Origin of the sequence: Paenibacillus sp. EKM206P (genome assembly GCF_011066155.1) — a bacterium.
Lineage (GTDB): Bacteria > Bacillota > Bacilli > Paenibacillales > Paenibacillaceae > Paenibacillus > Paenibacillus polymyxa_D.
The window spans coordinates 190,840-211,105 of the sequence record NZ_JAAMNQ010000006.1 but is presented as its reverse complement, the minus strand read 5'-3'; the positions used below and the strand labels follow the sequence as shown (position 1 = coordinate 211,105).

The 20,266-nt window shown below is 48.5% G+C and carries 21 protein-coding genes; 5 read left to right on the top strand and 16 right to left on the bottom strand.

Annotated elements, in window-relative coordinates:
* Nucleotides 1-117: 117 nt before the first annotated feature.
* From G9G53_RS15075 to G9G53_RS15020, 12 genes are all read right to left on the bottom strand, one after another.
* Nucleotides 118-1,530, bottom strand: coding sequence for an alanine racemase (locus G9G53_RS15075; protein ID WP_165148688.1), 1,413 nt, complete (start codon nt 1,528-1,530; stop codon nt 118-120).
* Between the two features lie 83 nt (nt 1,531-1,613).
* Nucleotides 1,614-2,702: a Gfo/Idh/MocA family protein gene (locus G9G53_RS15070; protein ID WP_029518335.1), complete on the bottom strand. Its 1,089-nt coding sequence runs from the start codon at nt 2,700-2,702 to the stop codon at nt 1,614-1,616.
* Nucleotides 2,699-3,859, bottom strand: coding sequence for a hypothetical protein (locus tag G9G53_RS15065; RefSeq protein WP_029518334.1), 1,161 nt, complete (start codon nt 3,857-3,859; stop codon nt 2,699-2,701). Before G9G53_RS15065 ends, G9G53_RS15070 begins: the two co-directional genes overlap by 4 nt.
* Before the next feature lie 17 nt (nt 3,860-3,876).
* On the bottom strand, nt 3,877-5,409 hold the full coding sequence (locus G9G53_RS15060; protein WP_029518333.1) for a hypothetical protein: 1,533 nt from the start codon (nt 5,407-5,409) through the stop codon (nt 3,877-3,879).
* 49 nt (nt 5,410-5,458) lie between these two features.
* Nucleotides 5,459-6,271 (bottom strand): ABC transporter permease, encoded by an 813-nt coding sequence (locus G9G53_RS15055; protein WP_029518332.1) that lies wholly within the window; start codon nt 6,269-6,271, stop codon nt 5,459-5,461.
* 1 nt (nt 6,272) lies between these two features.
* Nucleotides 6,273-7,079: an ABC transporter permease gene (locus G9G53_RS15050; RefSeq protein ID WP_029518331.1), complete on the bottom strand. Its 807-nt coding sequence runs from the start codon at nt 7,077-7,079 to the stop codon at nt 6,273-6,275.
* Complete coding sequence (locus G9G53_RS15045; RefSeq protein WP_165148685.1) at nt 7,069-8,061, bottom strand: ABC transporter ATP-binding protein; 993 nt, start codon at nt 8,059-8,061, stop codon at nt 7,069-7,071. The genes G9G53_RS15050 and G9G53_RS15045 overlap by 11 nt, the downstream gene beginning before the upstream one ends.
* 69 nt (nt 8,062-8,130) lie before the next feature.
* Nucleotides 8,131-9,261 (bottom strand): hypothetical protein, encoded by a 1,131-nt coding sequence (locus tag G9G53_RS15040; protein ID WP_165148682.1) that lies wholly within the window; start codon nt 9,259-9,261, stop codon nt 8,131-8,133.
* Nucleotides 9,254-9,499 (bottom strand): acyl carrier protein, encoded by a 246-nt coding sequence (locus tag G9G53_RS15035; protein ID WP_029518328.1) that lies wholly within the window; start codon nt 9,497-9,499, stop codon nt 9,254-9,256. Before G9G53_RS15035 ends, G9G53_RS15040 begins: the two co-directional genes overlap by 8 nt.
* Before the next feature lie 17 nt (nt 9,500-9,516).
* Nucleotides 9,517-10,893, bottom strand: coding sequence for a peptide ligase PGM1-related protein (locus tag G9G53_RS15030; RefSeq protein ID WP_029518327.1), 1,377 nt, complete (start codon nt 10,891-10,893; stop codon nt 9,517-9,519).
* Nucleotides 10,894-10,948: 55 nt separating this feature from the next.
* Nucleotides 10,949-12,142, bottom strand: coding sequence for a radical SAM/SPASM domain-containing protein (locus G9G53_RS15025; RefSeq protein ID WP_069011016.1), 1,194 nt, complete (start codon nt 12,140-12,142; stop codon nt 10,949-10,951).
* 49 nt (nt 12,143-12,191) lie between these two features.
* Nucleotides 12,192-12,470, bottom strand: a complete 279-nt coding sequence (locus G9G53_RS15020) for an acyl carrier protein (RefSeq protein WP_013311713.1) — start codon at nt 12,468-12,470, stop codon at nt 12,192-12,194.
* Nucleotides 12,471-12,827: 357 nt separating this feature from the next.
* Here G9G53_RS15020 and G9G53_RS15015 point away from each other — a divergent pair, with 357 nt between their 5' ends.
* The 3 genes from G9G53_RS15015 to nagA are packed head-to-tail and all read left to right on the top strand — an operon-like array spanning nt 12,828 to nt 15,641.
* Nucleotides 12,828-13,694, top strand: coding sequence for a MurR/RpiR family transcriptional regulator (locus tag G9G53_RS15015; protein ID WP_165148679.1), 867 nt, complete (start codon nt 12,828-12,830; stop codon nt 13,692-13,694).
* A gap of 1 nt (nt 13,695) precedes the next feature.
* Nucleotides 13,696-14,424, top strand: a complete 729-nt coding sequence (gene nagB, locus G9G53_RS15010; protein ID WP_165148676.1) for a glucosamine-6-phosphate deaminase — start codon at nt 13,696-13,698, stop codon at nt 14,422-14,424.
* Nucleotides 14,421-15,641: an N-acetylglucosamine-6-phosphate deacetylase gene (gene nagA / locus G9G53_RS15005; RefSeq protein ID WP_165148851.1), complete on the top strand. Its 1,221-nt coding sequence runs from the start codon at nt 14,421-14,423 to the stop codon at nt 15,639-15,641. The genes nagB and nagA overlap by 4 nt, the downstream gene beginning before the upstream one ends.
* A 104-nt stretch (nt 15,642-15,745) precedes the next feature.
* On the opposite strand, the gene G9G53_RS15000 is transcribed toward nagA, so the two are convergent.
* Complete coding sequence (locus tag G9G53_RS15000; RefSeq protein ID WP_029518322.1) at nt 15,746-16,735, bottom strand: YhcN/YlaJ family sporulation lipoprotein; 990 nt, start codon at nt 16,733-16,735, stop codon at nt 15,746-15,748.
* A 194-nt stretch (nt 16,736-16,929) separates the two neighbouring features.
* Here G9G53_RS15000 and G9G53_RS14995 point away from each other — a divergent pair, with 194 nt between their 5' ends.
* On the top strand, nt 16,930-18,507 hold the full coding sequence (locus G9G53_RS14995; RefSeq protein WP_165148673.1) for an esterase/lipase family protein: 1,578 nt from the start codon (nt 16,930-16,932) through the stop codon (nt 18,505-18,507).
* Between the two features lie 72 nt (nt 18,508-18,579).
* Here the strand turns inward: G9G53_RS14995 and G9G53_RS14990 are convergent, their stop codons facing one another.
* Genes G9G53_RS14990 through G9G53_RS26835 form a run of 3 tightly spaced genes read right to left on the bottom strand, consistent with a single transcriptional unit; the run spans nt 18,580 to nt 19,835 of the window.
* Nucleotides 18,580-19,239 carry a hypothetical protein gene (locus tag G9G53_RS14990; protein ID WP_039272637.1) on the bottom strand — a complete coding sequence of 220 codons (660 nt, stop codon included), beginning with the start codon at nt 19,237-19,239 and terminating at the stop codon, nt 18,580-18,582.
* Nucleotides 19,240-19,293: 54 nt separating this feature from the next.
* Nucleotides 19,294-19,536 (bottom strand): helix-turn-helix domain-containing protein, encoded by a 243-nt coding sequence (locus G9G53_RS14985; RefSeq protein WP_080658658.1) that lies wholly within the window; start codon nt 19,534-19,536, stop codon nt 19,294-19,296.
* On the bottom strand, nt 19,479-19,835 hold the full coding sequence (locus tag G9G53_RS26835; RefSeq protein WP_029518319.1) for a hypothetical protein: 357 nt from the start codon (nt 19,833-19,835) through the stop codon (nt 19,479-19,481). Before G9G53_RS26835 ends, G9G53_RS14985 begins: the two co-directional genes overlap by 58 nt.
* A 192-nt stretch (nt 19,836-20,027) precedes the next feature.
* On the opposite strand from G9G53_RS26835, the gene G9G53_RS14975 reads away from it, so the two are divergent.
* A complete protein-coding gene (locus G9G53_RS14975) occupies nt 20,028-20,225 on the top strand; it encodes a YvrJ family protein (protein ID WP_230585117.1) in 198 nt (65 codons plus the stop codon).
* Nucleotides 20,226-20,266 lie beyond the last annotated feature (41 nt).

Genomic DNA, 20,266 nt, shown 5'->3' with positions numbered 1-20,266 from the left:
CATTTTGCATCATTCGATTCCCAACGCTCGTAAGTACAATATATAGACGAACTAAAGCGTTTCGATCTATATATTGCTGATTTAAAAACGCTCTTGGGATTTATGCAAAATGCCCACTTATATCACATCCTCAGGCAACGGAATCATGCGCTGATGACGCAGCAGGTCCGTGCGGTCACCGTGTTCACGAATGACATGTACCTCCCCACGAAAATCGAGCAGCTCCGCCGGGGTAGCATGTCCCAGAAATTGTAGTGGACTATAGCTTAATCCATAGGCTCCTGCATTCGGAAAAGCAATATAATCGCCCTCGTGAATCGGAGGAAGCTGCGCTTTTTTCACAATACAATCCTCGGGTGTACAAAGTGGACCGACAATGCTTACCGTCTCCAGCTCCATGGATGCTTCTTCCAAAGGCCCTCCTGTTCGGCTTGCAATCTCTTCTAATGATTGTTCGACAGCAACAGCCGTTTGAGCAGAAACGTCTCTCTGCCCCATCCGTAGGGTTGCTTCCAACTCTCGTTCTTTGGGTTCTTTCGATTCTCCCACTTGCCTGCGCATAATTCGTACCGGGTAGTTGTCCCTAATGCGGCGTCCTCGAAAAGTAGCTGCGGCGTAGTGATTCATGCCACCATCAGCCACGACAAACTTCTCTCCCTTGGATTCCTTTGTATACAATGCTCGGCAGACATACATGCCCGATTGAGCAACCAGATACCTGCCGCTTTCGATGATTAGCTTAACCCCGGGCATGCGGGTTCGGGTCTGCTCCGCGAGTGCGTTCAGTCCGTCAATGACGTGATCCATATCGAGCGGCTCCTCATGAGCAAAATAAGGTACGCCAAACCCGCCGCCCAAATTGACCGTATGCATTGCCACACCATACTGAGCCTGTACCCGTTCTGCCAACTGCAGCGTATTCGCAAATGAAGCTAAAATCTGATCCGATTTCAACATTTGCGTACCTGTATATACCTGAATACCTTGAAAATGGACGTGTGGGCAATCTTCCAGCACCTTAAAAAAGTGATCCAGCTGTCCTTCATCTACTCCAAAGGGGCGCGGAACGCCGCCCATCTTAATCGTTGCTCCAGACAGATCGTTATCAGGATTGATGCGAACCGCTGCCCTGACAAGCTGGCCCGCTTGGGCCGCAATGTCCTCCAGCAGACGCAGCTCCCTCACCGATTCGACATGAATACAGCCGATTCCATAGGCTATCGCCTCGTTCAGCTCGGCTACTGTTTTTCCCGGTCCGGCGTACAGCACGTCTTCCGCAGCATACCCGGCCTCCATAGCGACGAACATTTCTCCGGCCGAAGCAATCTCAACACCACAACCTAACGAGCGCAGCAACCCAGCCAAGGCTACGTTACCATTAGCCTTGAGCGCGTAATGTACACGCACAGCCGGGTGCAATCGGGACAGCAACGAGCTGACATGAGCATGCAGCGCGTCCCCGTCATAATAGTAAAATGGCGTCGGATGCTCGCCGAATCGTTCCAGTAAGGCTTCGTCCTTTTTATCCATCTACTGAATTCCCCTCCTCTCTTTGCCTTGATACTCCGTATTTTGCATCATTCGCTTCCCACCGCTCGAAAACACAATCATGCTCATACTGCATAGATCGTCTCGCCCGAGCGTGCTGCTTCATGAATGGCTGCCAGCAGTCTGACGCGTTCCGCAGCCTCGCGAAATGGTATGGGCTCCGCTTCTCCCCGGATGATACCGCAAAAGGTATTCAACTGATTGACATAATAGTTCATAGGCTCGAAAACCGTTTTGGTATACGAAGATGTCTGTGATAACACAGGCAGTGCGTCCGCATCCGCTATATTTGACGCGATATTCTTTTTGATCTCCGTCTTGAGTGTCATTTTATAAAAGCCTAAATTTGCTCGAAAGCAGTCCTTTAAAGTGACTACTGCCGAATCAAAGGTCAGTACATGAGCACAGCGATAAGGGCGCTCGAATGAAAAGAGGGCAGATGCCTCCAATCCACTCGGATAACGGGCTTGCGCACGAAATGTCCAGTCACAGCCATGAGGACCATTGAAATCCGATTGACTGTGGAATTCCGCCTGATCTAATCCAACGACGGCCTGGAGCAATTGGAGCCAGTACACGCCTAAATCCCAAAAACATCCCCCACCCTGCTCCGGACGGGATCTGTAATTGTCCGCATGCCCTTCTTTTGCCGGAATACATAAACTCGTCTCTATGGAGCATAAACGACCATAACGCCCCGATTCTACGATCCTCCGCAGCTCACGCTGCCACGGATGGTGCTGCACCATGACACCCTCCAGCAGGTGAACGTTACTCTGCTCGACTATAGCTGCCAAGGGTGCCAGATCAGCCGTATTCAGGCATAACGGCTTTTCTACCAGCACATGCTTATGGGCCCGTAGTGCTTTGCCAATCCACTCGGCATGCAAGTCGTTGCTGAGTGCAATATATACAGCGTCGATCTCCGGGTCCTTTAGCATATCCTCAGCATGCCGATAAACGACACTGACGCCAAAACGATCTGCCATTTCTCCTGCCTTGGCAACCGTGCGGTTCGCAAGCGCGGTCACGCGTGCCCCTGCAACATGTCGGATCGGTTCCAGCAACGCACGGGGAGCAATGGCAGAACAGCCAATGATCCCAAAGCGAATATCTCGCATCGCAGGCTCTTGCGCAGCCGCCGCAGCGTTCATGACCCCTGCTCCATTCCCGGTGAGCCTGCTAACATTTGGATGCTATTCACATAGGACTCTATATAACGCGGCGTTCGACTGCGCAGCTCTACGATCCTGCGATGCATATCCTCCAGTATCTGAGCACTGCCGTCATAGGTTTGTATCCACGTATCGTACCGCATACCAAGTCCCAGCCGTTCCCATAGATCTGCATTATGCTTTTCATGCACACCAAATGGCTCCAGCATGATGAGTGGAGTGGCTGTAGCGAACGAATCGGTTAGGCTGCCACCTCCTGGCTTGCTGACAATGGCCTGGACATGACAGGCTTGGTCCAGCATGCTATGGTAATCCGGTCCGACCTGATACACGGTCTTCTCGCCCTTTTTCACCTCTCCGAAAGGTGGAAATGTATGCTCCCCGGCTTCATTTCGCTGCCATGTCCTCCACTGCGGATCCATCTGAAAATAGCGTATACTGTCCCGCTGTTCATCCGGTTGATCCTGATCATACAGCAGCAGATCCAGCTCCCAGCCCGCTTCTTCTAACCGTCCAACCTTGTCACGGTAGGTGCCCATCCCCCAACCGCCGCCATGTACGAATAAGCGGGATTGCCGTTCTTCAAACGGAACATACTCCACAGCCGGAATATCAATATAGTAGCTGACTCTATTGTTATCATTTTCAAAAAAGGTCGTTTCTCCACAGCCATCTGCAAAATGCGGATTATGCTTGGCTAGATTCTTCCAAGATGGGGAAGGCGTCGAATCCATGTACACGATGTCCACATGCACCGACTCAGGTTCTCTGCGCTTGCGATACTCCTCCAACACATACATCCAATGACCGGATAAGCATATAAAATACCGCCGATCCTCCTCCATCCATTGGTTCAACAGCACTTCCATCGCAGCGAGATCCAGTGAATTACGCATATCCTGCGGAACCTTCTGCGACATTAAGGCCACCGCAAAATTGTCATGGTAAGCTTTGCGGCTTTTGTCGACCTTAAGACGAGCCGATTCCGGCAGTACATTTTCAAATACATGAATCGCCGTATCCATGCCCAGCCTGCGAAGACCCGCTTGCAACAACAAGCCAGGGGTATAAAAGCCCAATCCGAAACCGGAACATAAAATCGTTACCTTCATAAGCTTATCGGTACTCCTACGCATGCTCATACGCCTCCCGTTTAATTCAGCACTGTAAAATGATGCTCTGCCAAAAAACGCTCCAGCTTTGTAGTCAATCGCATTTTTTCCTCATCGCTCGCGGCAACCAGTTCCAAATAAAGGCGCCCCTTGCCTCGTGCCCGTTCGCTTCCAGCGGTTTCTTTTTCACCATTCAAGTCCGGCTTAGCCGTGCCATTCCCTTCCGATCCGCCACCGCTGGCCCCAATTCCGCTCACACGAACCTGCTTGGCAGGCGATCTGCCTCCGCGCCCGGTTGCATTTCTGCTTGGCGTGCTTGTATGGCCCACAATCTTGTTCTCGCCATCTCGTCCACCTGTGTTCACATATAACGTATTGGCACCCAGAGGCATGACACCTTCTTCACGTTCACCTGTGAACAGCAATCCTTCACCTTTCAGCCCCTCCAGCAGTTCTTCATAGGATAGACTGCCATCATGGGACAGTGAATAATTCGTCAGCGTGCCACGCATATTTTTTCCGGCCAGAAAAGTATCAAGCTGATGCTTGATCAAGCTCATCGACTTTCTGGCATTAATTTCGATAATAGGCTCCAGCTTCCCACCACGAAGTGTCATGGAATCAATGCAAACATCGCCGTAATAACCATCCTGATACAATTGCCGCCCCACGTCCTGCATTAAGCTAAAATAGCCCTCGCGCTCCAGCCGCTCCAAAAAAGCCCCGTCCGGCGACAAGGATTCCCGATAGGAGAATTGTGTGTTAGCCAGCCATTGTACAGATATGATATCGACACTTCCATTATCACCAATCGTAAATTGGCATGAAAAATCCTGCTCTTTCTCCTGGAAAGGCTCCAAAAGGAAAAGCACCTGTTTGCCTTTGCGCTCCTGTCCACGTAAATACGACACGATCCGGTCCAGCATTTGTGTCGAGGTAATGTGCAGGTTTCCTTTGCCCGATACGCCAAAATCATCCTTGATTAAAAAGCTTCCATCCCGCAGCAGCTTACGCCCCGCCTCAGCGACATCTGCAAACGAAGTCACAATATAACCCGGGTTGCGCAGACCAAGGCTGCGTTTCAGATCAGAGGAATACGTTTTGGCATTTACCTTGCGAATCGTTTCCAGCGGTGGCTGATGTAGTGTTATTCCCCAAGCACGTGCAGCCTCCTCCACATGCGGTAAACCCGCAAACGGGCTAAGCACACAGCCTTCCAGTTGAGGAAATCCCTCTCCGGCATCGGCCTTGCGACTACCCAGCAGTTCAAATACGGAAGCGGTCGATACATTGCCTGCACGCTCCATGCCATCGGTCAAATCCCGTTCGTTGACAGCCGGATGAAAGCCCAACTGCGCGATATACTGACGATGTACGGGCGAAATGGCATAACGGGTCAATAACGCATCTCCCGGCTGGCAAAAGCTGAACAGCAGTTCATCCATGGCTGCTACAATCGCTGAAGAAGCCCGGTCAGGCAGGGCTGGCAGGGAAGCTAACTGGGCATCCCGCCAGTAAGCCTCCGCTTCGAATGTTCCCATATACAAATGACGCTGATTCGGTATCGCATTCATATGATTCGCTTCCTTTCCTGCTTCATTATTGGCCCACTACACGGTAGCGCTACTGACTCGCGCTCGTATAATCACGTAGAGCAAACTGCCATATCAGGCGGATGATCGCCAGCAGCCAGAGAGGTGCGAGAAATGCCCATACCACCAACCCGGGTTCCATTTTGCCGAGAATGAACATGGGCGGAAAATTACAAATGACAAACACCGGAAGCACGAACAAACCGATACGCTGAATCAGATTACTGTACACGGCCATCGGCACATAGTTTGTCTCGAAAATGCTGTTGGACAGCTCCGTAACGCCGTTCGTGCGGATAATCCAGAAGGCCAGCAGTTGGGGGAGCAAAAATACGGAGTATGCCGTAAGCACTCCGCATCCGAGCAGCACAGAGAACCCTCCTGCGGTTTCAAAATTAAACGGCAATCCGAGTCGATACCAGCCGATCCCCGTCATAATTCCGCCGCCAATTACATTTGGCACGGTATAGCCCAGTTCAAATTGACGCAGTGTCACCATAAATTGCAGCGATACGGGTTTGGTCATGAGCACATCCAGTGAGCCGGTACGAATTTTGTCAGGCAGGCTTGTAAAATTACTGTAGAACAATCCACTATAAAATCCGCTCATCATCGTAAACACGCCGATATATAACAATATGGCGTCAGGAGACCAGCCGTTAATGTCCGTCCCGGCGCGGTATGGTACCGATGCGTACAGCAGCTTGATGAGTAAATAAGCCGTTTCAACCAGAAATGCAGTTATAAAATTAATGCGGTATTCCATCTGCGACATGACGGAAAACTGGACAAACTTCCAGTACAGTCTGATGTAGCGCCTAACGTTTCGGAAAACATTTTTCATGTTACCCCCCCACCGAGACAAAGCGTTTGACCCCGGCTTGCCACACCCAGCGTGATAGGGCCGCCAGCGCTACAATCCAGAGCCATTGTACGCCAATGCCTTTAGCGGCTTCCAGTACAGTCAGCTTGCCCGTCAACGCATTCACCGGAAAAAATACGGTGTAGCTGAACGGTAGCAGACTGAACAGACGGGCCAAAACATCTCCAAAAATCGTCAGCGGAAACACGGTACCGCTAGCTACGTAAATGACAAGCGACAGCGTATAAAATAGTCCCGCCGATTCCGTCACCCAAAAGGCTATGCCGCTCAACGCATAATAGACCACAAAATTAAGCACAAGCGCTCCCGGCAACGCCAATATGTAAAGCAAGATGTACGATAGCCCGAAGCTGATTTGTCCTTCCAGGCTAAGACATAACAGCAAAATAGCAGCCGCCAGCAGCACGACCGCGGACTGTATGACTTTGCCTCCGATAAACCGGCAAAAACGGTAAGCGAAATAATGCACAGGCTGTACCATGAATTTTGCCAGTCCACCTTCCTTGATATCTGTAGCAATTTCGTATTCAAAGCCCGTAGCAATCAGTTTTCCAGTGACTCCCGCCATGACCACATACACTAGCATTTCTGGCAGAGAATAACCCAGCACTCTTGCTTGTCCCGAAGAACCAAATACAGCTAGCCAGAGAAAAATTTGCGTCATGATGGGCAGCATAAATCCCGCCATTTGGAGCCAATAATTAGCCCGATACTCCATTTCGTTTTGCATGCCGAGCTGGAGTACCTTCACATATTTGTTATTTCGCATCGGCCAGCCTGCCCCCATCGTACAAATTGGCTATCCCCTCTTCCAGCGGGACGTCCTCAATCGTAAAATCAACGACAGGCAGTGCGTCCAAAATCTTTTTGGACCAAGCCAAGGTATCTTCTGCATCCAGCTCGAATACCGCCTCCAGCTCCGAGTTGGAGCGAAGTTTGCCGAGGCTCGCCAACGTTAGGTTGGATACAAGGGTCTCCAGTCGAACCTTGAGCAATTTACGGGCACCGATGACCTCGTTCACCTTGTGTAAGTCTCCGTCATAGACCAATCTGCCCCCGCTGATAATGATGGATCTACTGCACAAATCCTCAATATCCTTCATATAGTGGCTTGTCAGCAGGATGGTCGTCCGGTGCGTGCGGTTATAGGCTTTGAAAAACTCTCGAATCCGCCGCTGAGAAACAAGGTCCAGTCCGATGGTCGGCTCATCCAGCAAAATGACCCGTGGACGATGCAGCAGCGCAGCGATCAGTTCCATTTTCATACGCTCACCGAGAGACAGCCGCCGAACCTGCACATGAAGCTGCTCCTCCACCCCAAGCAAAGTGACCAGTTCATCCAGTGCCTCTTTATAACGGTTTTCATCGATTTCATAGATAAGCTTGTTCAGCTCGAATGACTCGCTTGCAGGCAAATCCCACCAGAGCTGGTTTTTCTGTCCCATTACAATGGAAAATTGACGTTTAAACTCTTTTTGTCGTTTCCACGGGGTAAAGCCGAGTACCGATGCCTCCCCGTCCGTGGGATGGAGAATGCCAGACAGCATTTTGAGCGTCGTTGTTTTGCCTGCCCCGTTTGGACCGAGAAATCCGACAATTTCCCCTTCCTCAATGCTAAAGCTGACATTTTGCACAGCCTCTTTGGTCAGCTGCTCACGCCTGAACAAGTTTTGCAACGATTTGCGCACGCCCGGCTCCTTTTTGTAGTACGTAAATGTTTTCGACAATTGGTTTAATGTAATGGACGGCAATTATTTCCCCTCCTCTTTCCTCTGTGCAGGACACCTGGATGAACGGTCTGATACGACCGAATGCTTGGACTACTCGGCTGCTTGCTCTGCTAAAATCATCAGTTCCTCCAGCATATGCCGCTGTCTTTCAATTAAATGCAAAGCTCGTTCCGTAATCTCAGGCATCCGATGCTTGCGCAGTTGAAGCCCTGTTTTGTAAATATGCAGATTAAGCTTGTGCCAATCCGCGTACAGCTCCTGTGCCAATTCAATTACATGCTGTGTTTGTGGCCCCAGCGTGGCTTGGTGCAGCAGGCAATAATCAGCTGTATAATCCGTCAAATGAAGAGCACTGCCCAATCGCAGATTGTAATAGATTTCATGACAGTACGTCCGAAAATCCTGATCCTCCATGTCTGCCAACAGACGGAAGTCATCAACAAATGCCCGGTACCCCTCATCTCCCCGCTTGACCTGCTTGCCTGTTACAGCTTTCCCCGTTTGACTGACCGACTCATTAGACGTAGGTACGCCTCTCCAGATGGCTTCGTGTCCAGTCAAATACTGTCGTATATGGTGAGCACACGCAGCATGCATCTCACTTGGCGAAAGCGGGGCAGGCTGCTCCACCAGCCATGCATACTCAATAATGCCCTGCATCAGATCGTCGAGCCGGGCTGAGCCCACATAAGTCATGGCATGTCCCGAGGAATCGAGCAGGAAGCTATCATTCACCTGTGCTGTCCGTTCTTGCAAGTCCAACCCGCACAACTCAATCACGTGGCCCCTTGGGTAATTTTTCACATATACATCGTGATAGGTTAAAGCGGTGCTTGACGTATGCAGCATGGTACCGTAGCCCGATGTAAGTACCCGCAACAAGTCGGTTTCATCACTGACACCAGCGACCCACGGTTCCACCCGAATAACAGGTCCACCACTGGCTGCCATTTCTTGAAGCTGCTCCGGATATTTCTCAGGCCCGAAGCGCTTCAAATCTCCACCATACTCTGCGCACATACTCCCACACAGCATGAATAGCTCGGATTCGGCCATGGTCACCCCGTACCTCCGCAATGAGGTACGCAGGGAAGAATATACACAATGCTTCCCTGGAAGAGCGTTTGCCACTTCTTCTGTACCATAGTCCACAACGGAATTTTGACGAGTCTCCATATCGGATCCCTGCATCAACCTTGTCTTTTCGGCGCCCTTATGCATATTTGCTCAGCAGACGCTCAATGCCTTGCAGTGTAGATAGATGCTCCAGCACTAGATCGTCGTCCTCCATCGTAATATCAAGCTCATTTTCCAACTCTACAATTAATTCCACAGCGGATAAGGAATTCAGCCCCAAGGTTCGCAAATCCTGATCCGGAGTCAACTGTTCCAGCTCGCCCGGAGCCAGCTTCAAAATCTTTTCCAGCAAGGGTACTACATGGTATACATCTGTTTTCATTTTTGATTCCCTCCCATTTATGAGCATCCTAATCCAGCAATGATACCTTCCAATTTGTGCGCATACGCATCAGCTTCCTGCCAGCTGTCTGCCAAAATAAGTGTGAAAATCCGGTTCACATAGCCCCGCTTCACAGGGATACCAGACAATGTACCCGCTGTATACACAAACACCCCTTCTGGACGTTCGGGCGTATAGAGCAAGCCCTCCTCCGCGAGCAGCCCGCACAAGCGGCTGTAGGTGAGAGGTGTGGCGGTAACGTTGCGATAATAACGGGATAATGTTTTGTGCTGCTCTCCCAGGACGGATGACAAAAACGAAATATAGGTAGACAACGTAAATCTACCATTTATCTCAATGACTGGAACCAGCAAACCTTCTTCGTCAACAAAACCGTCAATAGAGGCCATTCCCGTATACCCAATGGAATAGAGATACGTACCCAGCTGATAGGCGCAGCGTCTCACTTCTTCCTCCAGCGCATCGCCAATCTCAGCCGGCACTTGAGATCCGATATACACGGTGCCATCCACGTTTTGCCTTTTTAGCGAAAACATCGTCACACCACCGCCCTCGTCAATACAGAGCTGGTAGTTCAGATCCATCTGCTTATTGTGCCAGCGCTCCACCAGCCAGCCGCCGGATGATGGCGACGAGCCGCCAAAGCGCCTCATCACACTCAGCAGCGTGTCCAGCTTGGACAGCTCGTCCAGCATATACATGCCTTGTCCCGAGGCACCGTGCGGCTGCTTGATAATCAGCTTCACAGGTCCATCCGATAAGTCAGCCAGTCTGGCACACTCCCTGCGGATCGCCGATTCGTCTGTACATACAGCGCCTTCGCTGACAGCAAAACCAAGCTTTTGCGCGGTCAGGCGGCTGAATATTTTATCATTCACCTGAGCACTGACCGCGGATGGAGCGCCGATCAACTCCAGCCCGCAAAGCTCCGCAATCGCTTCCTCCTGCGGTGTGACCGCATAGGGGACGAGCCACGCTTTGGCTCCACTGCTGCTGTGGCCTGCATCTGCAACCGTACGCAGTCGTGCCAAAAGCGCCTCATCCGCCAGCACCAGCTCTGAAATCGGCGTTAGCGGATCAGAAGGCTCTGGCACCTCAATACGCGGCAGGCTAAAGCCCAACCGTTGAAGCATGTCCAGAAACGCCTCATCCGGATATTCCCGAAGTACAATGACATCCTGACTTCGACATAGCAGAAGGTTCATTTCCTCCATCCGGTTTACGACCTGCTGTTCATCCCGGTCTACCATGCCCCCCTTGCGGGGGGATGGATGCCATACTTGCTCTGCACCGATATTAAACAGCCAAATCAGGACTCCATGGTCCCGTTCATGCGCAAGCGCTTCCACAAGGTTAATTGTTTTAGTCGTCACGACTTATCATCATCCCTCTCTCTTCCATCCAGTAACAAACAACATTCATAGAAAGCTAAATGTATTTCAGAGAGCCTGCCCCGTGCAGATACAATACGCTGCATTTGGAGCACACCGGAGTCAATCCTTCATGATTAATCTTTTGACGGGTTTTCTCATACGCTTCCGAGTTCCATATCTCCTTCAGACTGTGCTCACGCATGCTTCCAATCGTGAACTCACTGAAAAATTTGCAAGGCATGACCTTCCCGTCTGGTAAAATATCTGTTCTGGAGGTGAGCGCCAAACAATGATTGGAACAACGGCTGACCATTTCCTCACCATGTATAAATTTATCAATTTCCTCATAATCCAAACCGGGCTGATAGCGCACGCGAATGTTCCATACTCGCTCATTGATCCGCTGTAGTTCCTGCATCAGAGGATCGATGTTATCCGGGTTGATTTTATATTTGAAAGCATGCCAGCTACTAATATTTTTTTCTTCGAGTTGTCGGAGCCAAGAAAAATTACGTGTAAAATATTCATCCATTTTGAGGGAGGTTTCTTTGGAAATGTACCAGGGGAACGTCAGCAGCACCAGATCCAGCCTTTTGTCCTCCAGCATTTGCAGAAATTCGTACATCCGTCCGATCATGTTATCGTTAATGACCGCATGGACAGTTACCCGTCCCTTGTACAATCCCTGGTCGCGCAGTTCAATCAGCTTATCCATCTGCCGCATTGTTTTTTGAAAGGTGCCTTTACCGCGAATTAGGTCGTGTTCTCTTTCAAAACCTTCAATCGCTATTAATAACTCCAGATTTTCGGACAAATCCAAAATCCGGTCCAAATATTTATCAATAAGTAATCCATTTGTACAAAAGGTCATTTCGCGCCGATCTTCCGCCAGCACGTCCAAAATTTCATCAAAACGCCGATGAAACATTGGTTCGCCGCCCCACATGTACAGTCTGGACTTGGCTTCCTTGGTTTCGCTCAAAATTTGCCGGAGCATGTCTGGAGCAAGATCCATGTTTTGTTCTTCTTTATCCATTTGGTGATGGTAGCCTTCCTCGTTCCATTCAAAGCAGTGGGTACATCTCAGGTTGCAGCGGTTAGTCAGCTTAATGCCGATCGTCTGGGGCATGTCCGTTTTGAAAGCAGGGTCCTGTGTGGCGTTACGGTAAGATACAGAAGCGTTTTTCAGGTTACGCTTGATGAGCTTGAACGCTTTCTCATCAATCAGCACATTGCTTTTGGGCTGCATGCTAACACCTCGTTTAATGGATTTTCAGGCACATGTACCTAGCTGTACGTCAGACCGTCTCCATTCCCTCCAGATGCGGCGCTTGTTCCGCATCGCTGATCCCCTGAATGTAGCTGCAAAACGCATCTACCGAGCTCAAATGCTCCAACTCAAAGGAATCAAAATCAATCTCCACATCAAATGCATCCTCCACTTGCAGCATGAAATGGACCAACTGCAACGAATCCAGTCCCGCATCATGAATAATGTCCGAATGTCCATCCAGCTTTGCGACCAGTTCAGGATCTTCCTTGACTGCGCTGATCATTTCAATCACTTGGCTCTGCATAGCAAACTCCTCCTTGTGAATGAGATTCTGTTCGTTCCACCCAACGATGCCCTCTGCAAAGAAAGCTCCTAGAAAAATTCCTTCACTGGAACTTTATTCAATTATACTCCTCCAATGAAGAGACAAGTCAATAGGTTGTTTTGTAAGTAAAACTCGCAATATGTAAATTAATGTATGATAACTTCTACAATTTTCGCTGGCTATTTTTTCGCAAAATTTAATAAAAATTCTTCTCACATCTCTTGCATGAGCGACAGAATTATTTTACAATACACGTGAAAATGTTTTTCTTAATATCATTCTTATAAACGATATTTATTTTCACGCAAATACTCTACAGCCAAAGGAGCACAGCTCATGTCCCCCATTCTTCATACATTAGCCCAAAGACTGGAGCTGCTTCCCGTACAGGAGCGCAAGCTGGCGGAATGCATCCTGCAATCCCCGGAAGATGTGTTGCATCTGGGTATTCGGGAGCTGTCAGAGCGTTGTGGTGTGAGTGCAGCGACCGTTACGCGGTTTTGCAAATCACTACATTTTAAAGGCTATCCCGATTTCAAAATGAAGCTGGCCGCCGAGTTGTCCCATTCCAACCGTAATGGTGAAGAATCCTATCAGGATATTGTCGCCGGAAATTCACTTCCCCGAATCGTGCAAGCTATTCAGGCGAACCACACCGCATCCATTGCAGACACGACCCGACTGCTGGATTACGACAAGCTGGAGCAGGCTATTGCATGGCTGTCAGCCACGAGCCGCATTGATCTCTATGGGATGGCGACATCGTCGATTGTGGCGCAGGATTTTTACCAGAAGCTCATCCGTATTGGCAAGAACAGCACTGCCTTTGCAGATTCACATATGCAGATTACCTCTGCCTCCTCGCTCGGAGTGGGAGATGTCGCCTTTGCCGTCTCTTATTCAGGAGAAACCCAGGAGACCATTGCGGCTCTACGCTGCGCCAAGGAACAAGGGGCCAAGACACTATCCCTGACCTCCTTCGGAAACAACACGCTGGCAGGCCTTGCGGATATTGCGCTATTTTCCTCCTCATTGGAGGAAGGAATGCGACGTGGGGATATGGCCTCCCGCATCGCCCAGCTTCATATCATAGATATTCTGTTTACAGGTATGGTGAGCGCGGATTTTGACAAATATATTCCGAGATTGGAAGGTTCATATCAACAAGTGAGCAAGCTCAAAAAACAACCGGGAGGTCACTAAGATGAACATACGCATTTTGAACAGCCGTGAAGACCTGAACGCTACTGCCGCCGCTGTGATCGCTAGCTTGCTGCAATCCAAACCACAGGCCATGCTTGGCCTGGCCACCGGTAGTACGCCGATTGGCATTTACCGACATCTTGCAGATATGTACCGCAAGGGACAGGTCAGTTTTGCACGCGCCTATTCCGTGAATCTTGATGAGTATGTTGGTCTTCCCCCAGAACATCCGCAGAGCTATCGAAGCTTTATGAATGAGCACTTGTTCCAACATATCGATATTCCGATATCCCACACACGTGTCCCTGACGGGAATGCACTGAATCTGGCAGCAGAATGTGCAGCGCACGAGCAGGCTATTCTGGATCATGGCCCCGTGGATCTGCAATTGCTTGGCATTGGTCATAATGGACATATCGGCTTTAACGAACCTGGTCACAGCTTGGCTGGAGCTACACATGTTGTAGATTTAAAAGAAAGTACGCGCTCGGCGAATGCTCGATTTTTTGGCGAAATAGATGCTGTACCCAGGCAAGCAGTTACGATGGGAGTAGGCACGATTCTTAAGGCGAAGCAAATTATACTGGTGGCTTTTGGTGCGGATAAGGCTGACATTATAAAGCAGGCTTTAACTGGACCCGTCACGACAGCGTGTCCGGCTTCCCTGCTGCAATGCCATCCCAACGTACTTATTTTATTAGATCAGGAGGCAGGAGAATGGTTCAATTGAAGTCAGATGAAATGAGTGGTACCGTACCCCAGCTACTGTATGGGCAAGTTGTCGTTGGGAATGACATCATTGAAAAAGGGGTTGTCGTCATTGAGGGGCAATCCATTGTATACGCTGGTTCAGAAACGAATTTGCCCGCCGATTGGACAGCGTTAGTCTTCGCAAATCAGGAAGAAAGCGCAGCGAAAACCGCCAAAATTGTGCGTTTGGAAGGAGGCTATCTGCTGCCAGGCTTTATTGATATTCATGTTCACGGCGGGAACGGTGAGGACTTTATGGACTCCGATCCGAGGGTGCTGGATACGATCACCTCCTTTCACGGTTCACAAGGTACGACAGCTATGCTGGCTACCACGATGACCGCGCCCAAGGAACAGATTGACCGGGTATTGAGTGAAGTTCACGCATACATGGCACTACCTATGCCCTATGCGCAACTGGAGGGCGTACATTTGGAAGGACCGTTCATCAGTCCGAAGTGGCCGGGAGCGCAAAACCCGGAACATATCGTGCCACCGAATCTCTCATGGGTAGCAGAATGGGAGCAGCGCTACCCGGGCCTTGTTCGCCAGCTCACGCTTGCGCCCGAACGGGAAGGAGCGCTGGAACTGATTGCATGGCTGCGCAGCCATGGCATTACCGCAGCTCTCGGTCATACGGATGCTACGTATGAAGAGGTTGAACAGGCAGCGACGGCAGGGCTGAACCATGCGGTGCATGCGTTTAATGCGATGACTCCGTTGCATCATCGCAAGCCGGGAGCCGCCGGAGCCGTACTTGCTGATCCGCGCATTGAAGCAGAAATCATCGCGGACGGCATTCATGTGCATCCCGCCGCCATTTCCCTGCTCGCTAGGTTAAAACAGGATCATAATCTCATTCTCATCACCGATGCCATGTCTGCTACTGGTCTCGAAGACGGGAAATATACACTCGGCGATTTGCCAGTGATTGTGCAGGGCGATGTAGCACGACTGGAGGATGGCGTCACATTGGCCGGAAGCACACTAACGATGATTGAAGGCTTCCGCTATTTGGTTCAACACGTGGGTATGAGTATTCCTGCGGCATCACAAATGGCCAGCCTGAATCCGGCTCGATCCTTGCACATTGCTGATCGTACAGGTTCGCTTGAAGCAGGTAAACAAGCAGATATCCTGTTACTGGATGGAGACTTAAAGCTGCAAGGCGTATGGATTAAAGGATTGCGCAAATAATTCAGTTATAGTTATCATTCTCCCAAAACTAAAGAGCTATCCACCAGCGTATTCGCTGAGATGGATAGCTCTTTCTTTGGCATTGCACAATTATAGGGTTTGAATTAGCGATGATTCATCGGGGCAGGGGTATGATTTTGTGGACGTGTGGGTGCTGTATTATTCATTGGACGGTTTGTATCAGCCGCCGAGGTCGGGAATACACGTTCAATTACATCCATCATACCATTGCTCAAGCCTCTAATCGGATGACCATTTTGCACACTGTGTGTAAAGTCAGTGGCTTGTTTGACAAAGTCCGGGTTAGCGGATACATGTACCTGTTCAATCGAAGGTGCAAATTGCTTCACTTTATTCGCGATACGGCTCTTGACTGCATCACTTGGTTCATATGCAGTTCTTGCTCCCTCGATTGTGGTGTTTCCGTTATCTGTGCGATTGTTGTTGTCCGTTAAGCCACGCAACATACCGTACGATCCTGTACCCATCGTACCAAATAAACCGTCATCACGACGCGCAGGTGTTCCATTCCCGGTAACTCCATTGTCTGTCATTCCAGGCGTTGTAGTATCCGTAGTACGGTTTCCTCTAGTGCCATTAACGCCATTCACACTCGGTACATTCCCGTTACGTCCAGTACTGTTTGCACTTGGAGTACCGTCAATACTTGGAGCACCGACACCTGTTCCGTTGGCTTGGTCTTTCAAGGAAACGGCTACATAGGCATGTCGTTCACCGACCAGCACTGTCGCAGACTTTACATCCGGCATCTCGGATATACGTTTGGACAAATTGCGATCGACTTGCAGATTACGGACTGGATGTCCGGTTCGGTTGCCATTTTCATTCAATGACATCCCGTCCATACCATTCGACTTAACCCCATAACGATTCACACCATCCATACCATTACGGTTCACACCATCCAAGCCATAACGATTCACTCCATCCATATGGTGCGTGCTTTGTGCGTTATAGCGGGTAGCGTTCGTGCGGACGTTATGATTCGCAGTCCCACATCCTGTCAAAGTAGCCATGCTTGCAAGTAAAGCAGCAGAAATCGTCAAACTAATGACCTTCTTAGTTCCTGGCATGAACTCATCCTCCATACATATAAAATGTGTGACGAGATTATCATGCGCCATGGATCATGGGGATATCCTGACTAAAAAATGACTAAAAAAATAAAATTTTAATGTAAATATGAAATACAATTGATGATTTACCACAAGATGGCATGTATAATAAGCTTGAAAAATACTTTATTTTACAAAGGAGGATTTTCAGTTTGAAAAAGATCACTGTTTTAATGCTCATTTTTTTGTTATCAATAACTCTTGTCCCCGTCGGCGCTTTTGCAGGTTCCACTACCCCCCAACCCCCGAAAGATCCCGCTGGAAGCTGGGTAGAAGGCCCACCACCTAATCGCGTTGATCCTACCAAGCCAGCACTTTTGTTCGTACATGGTTTGAACAGTAGTGCTGAAGTCTGGACCAAGAATAATAACGATATGCTTCAGCGTGCACGTGACGCCGGATACCAGACAGCCACCATTAATCTGTACGATACAAATGGCACCTCCCAAGATATGTGGGACAATGGTAAGCTTCTGGCCGACAAAATTAAGGTCATCAGTAATCACTTTGGAAAAAAACTTATCGTTATCGCCCACAGCAAAGGTGGAGTGGATACTCAAACCGCTCTCGTATATAACGGAGCCGCTCCCTATGTACAACGTGTCATCACCCTCAGCAGTCCTCATCATGGCTCACAACTTGCAGATCTCGCCTACAGTAGCTGGGCCGGATGGCTGGCAGATATCGTCGGCTCACAAAATCCCGGTACCTCCACTTTACAAACATCTTATATGAAGTATTTCCGATCCAAGACCGATGCACTCAGTAATGCGACTACAATTCCATTCTTCACGTTTGCTGGTGATAACTGGTCTGGCGGCACTGCTTCCTACATAATGGGCGGACTTTACCTCTCATCCTTTGGTAAGAATGATGGAGTGGTCACAGTCGACAACGCTAAGCTTCCCGGCGGACGTGTAGTTAAAGTCGGATCTTGGGATCATGCCAAGGTTCGTACTGGCTCCTACGTTTTCTCCCTGATCCAACCCTACCTCCAAGCAAACACTCCAGCATTGAATCAGGAAACTGAATCACTTTCAGCATCTTCCCTGACTGCTTCTGCTGTACAAGCCACCTATAGCGAGATCGACAATTCATACTTTATTCGAGGCGGCGATTATAATGGACAAGCCTCAGAAACCCTCACTGTTGAAAATGGTGTCAAATCCATTGATCTGGACTGGATCAGCGATAAACGTGTGAGTCAGCTGGAACTAACCAAGCCTGACGGTACTAGTGAAATTATTAATCTGAAAGCAGGCTATGATGACGATATTTTTGCTGGTGCCTGGCATCATAACGCCGTCATTCAAAATCCAAAACCGGGCACCTATAAACTGAACGTCACAGTTCCTGATCAAGGAGCGTATCTCCTGATTGCACGTTACCAGGCTGTTCAAGTTCCTGAACTGAAATACAATCTGAATGCAGTGGGTCCGAAGCTAAACCTGAAAACACAGGATTCCCCGGACAGCGTGACACAAGTCACCTACCAAGTTCAATATTATGGTGATCCGCAGCAAGGAGTCACTTCTGCACCTAAAGGTTTGACGGCACAGCAAAAAACGGTTAAACCTAACGGGCAAATTGAGCTATCCAAAGCGGACAAGCCCGGCATCTATTCTGTAACCTATGAAATTAGCGGCACCACAGAGGCAGGTTATCCGTACCGCCGTACAGCTGTTCAATCCATTTATATTGATGCAGACGGCAACAAGTATGCCGACTAAATAAATCTACAGCCTAAAAAGCCTGCGAATTCCTATTAAGTTGGGGCATTTGCAGGCTTTTTTTCATTGTGTTCAATCTGTTGTCTGATTCCTCAGCTTATGAAGCCAATAGTAGCGGTGTAAATCCATAATAAAATGAAAAAGAACAAATGCCAGCATGGAGTATACACTGATCAATACTGTGGCAACTAATTGTTGTGTAGCAAATCCGAGGGAAACATTCGCTATCAGATAACCAGCCCCAGTAAATGTGGTGATCGTCACTACAGGCGCTCTCTTGTTTTTTTTCTTAACTTTTGGTTTCTTCTTATGTTTTGAAGGATCTTTGAATTTCGCCAAATTATATTTTATAAAGTAATACAAAGCGACTCCATAAAGGGCAAAAGAACCTATAAAATACCATGAAGTATCCAGACCCAACATGCCATAAGCAAACTTTTGTGTCATGATCATGAAGCCCATAGAACAAATTAAACCAAATACACCACGGAATAAAATGTAATTCAATTGCAATTTGCGTGGCATGATGACCAGTACTAGAGCCCAAATGTTTATCAAAACAATCGGTGGCAACAGTACATACACGTAAACTGCAATGTATGGATTTCCCACTAAGGGGATAACCAGAAACAGATCTAACAGTAATAAAACAAGAATGATGACATTGGAACGAATACTGTTGACTGGGTACATCTTCATACTTTTCTCAAAAGAAGCCCTGTTATCAATCATAAACTTATAAGCCCTCCGTTAAATAAGTAAACCTACGGATAAGGATAGCCAAGGCTATATCCATTGTCCACTTTTCACTGTCTTTAACTCTTGTCGCAGTTCTTCTATAAAATCAGTCACAATGCTTTGGACAGCATCTTCACGGGACATACGAATATATCGACTGGTCTTTTGAATGTCTTCCTCGAACAATTGAAGTATCCTATACATGGCCTCCTGATCTCCACTTTGTACTAATTTTAGCAATTGGACGAACTCAGCATCCGAAATAACTCTTTCAGCATTTTCTTTTTCCATTTATTCACCGCCTGTTGGGATAGCTTTAACTCTTTTGCAATCTGTGCTTCGGTTTTATCTAGTATGTAAAGGTCAAAGATGATCATTTTTCCGATCTCAGAAGATAGAGAGTTGATAAGCTGTAATGTGTACATATGAGAGTTTGAAGATTCTGTAAAAGATGGGGCACTGACGGATTCGTTCTTTTCCATTACAAATTCATGATTGGTTTGTACCCGAGCACGATACTGGATTCTCCAGGCAATGCGGTACAGCTTCTTTCGATATTGTTCTACCAATGTTAGCTGAGACTGATCCATTGTAAATCACCCTTTCTCTTTGGATTTGACTTTTTCTAATCCTCATACTATAGGGTAATTTCCAAACCTATTTTACAACCAAAAACAGAACATTTGTTCTTATTTATTATACTATTTTTACAATCGGTTGTATATGGTTCGTTTAATTTACCTTCCTTTATATATGGCTAAAAAGGAGGGAATACATTGCAAATGGATGATGCTCTTTCTCTGGTTACCAACGTAGGCTTTCCGGCTGGACTTTGTTTTATTTTGTTGCGGCACATCCTGCACACGATGGAGGAAAAGCTGGATAAGCTGGACGTCTCACTTCATGAGCTGATTCAAGTAATCCAAGATTTAAACGACACTAACAACTCTTCTTCCAAAAGCAGCAAACCTGACGAATAACAAACACAAAGAAGCTCCAGACGACGATCATCCGCCGTTGG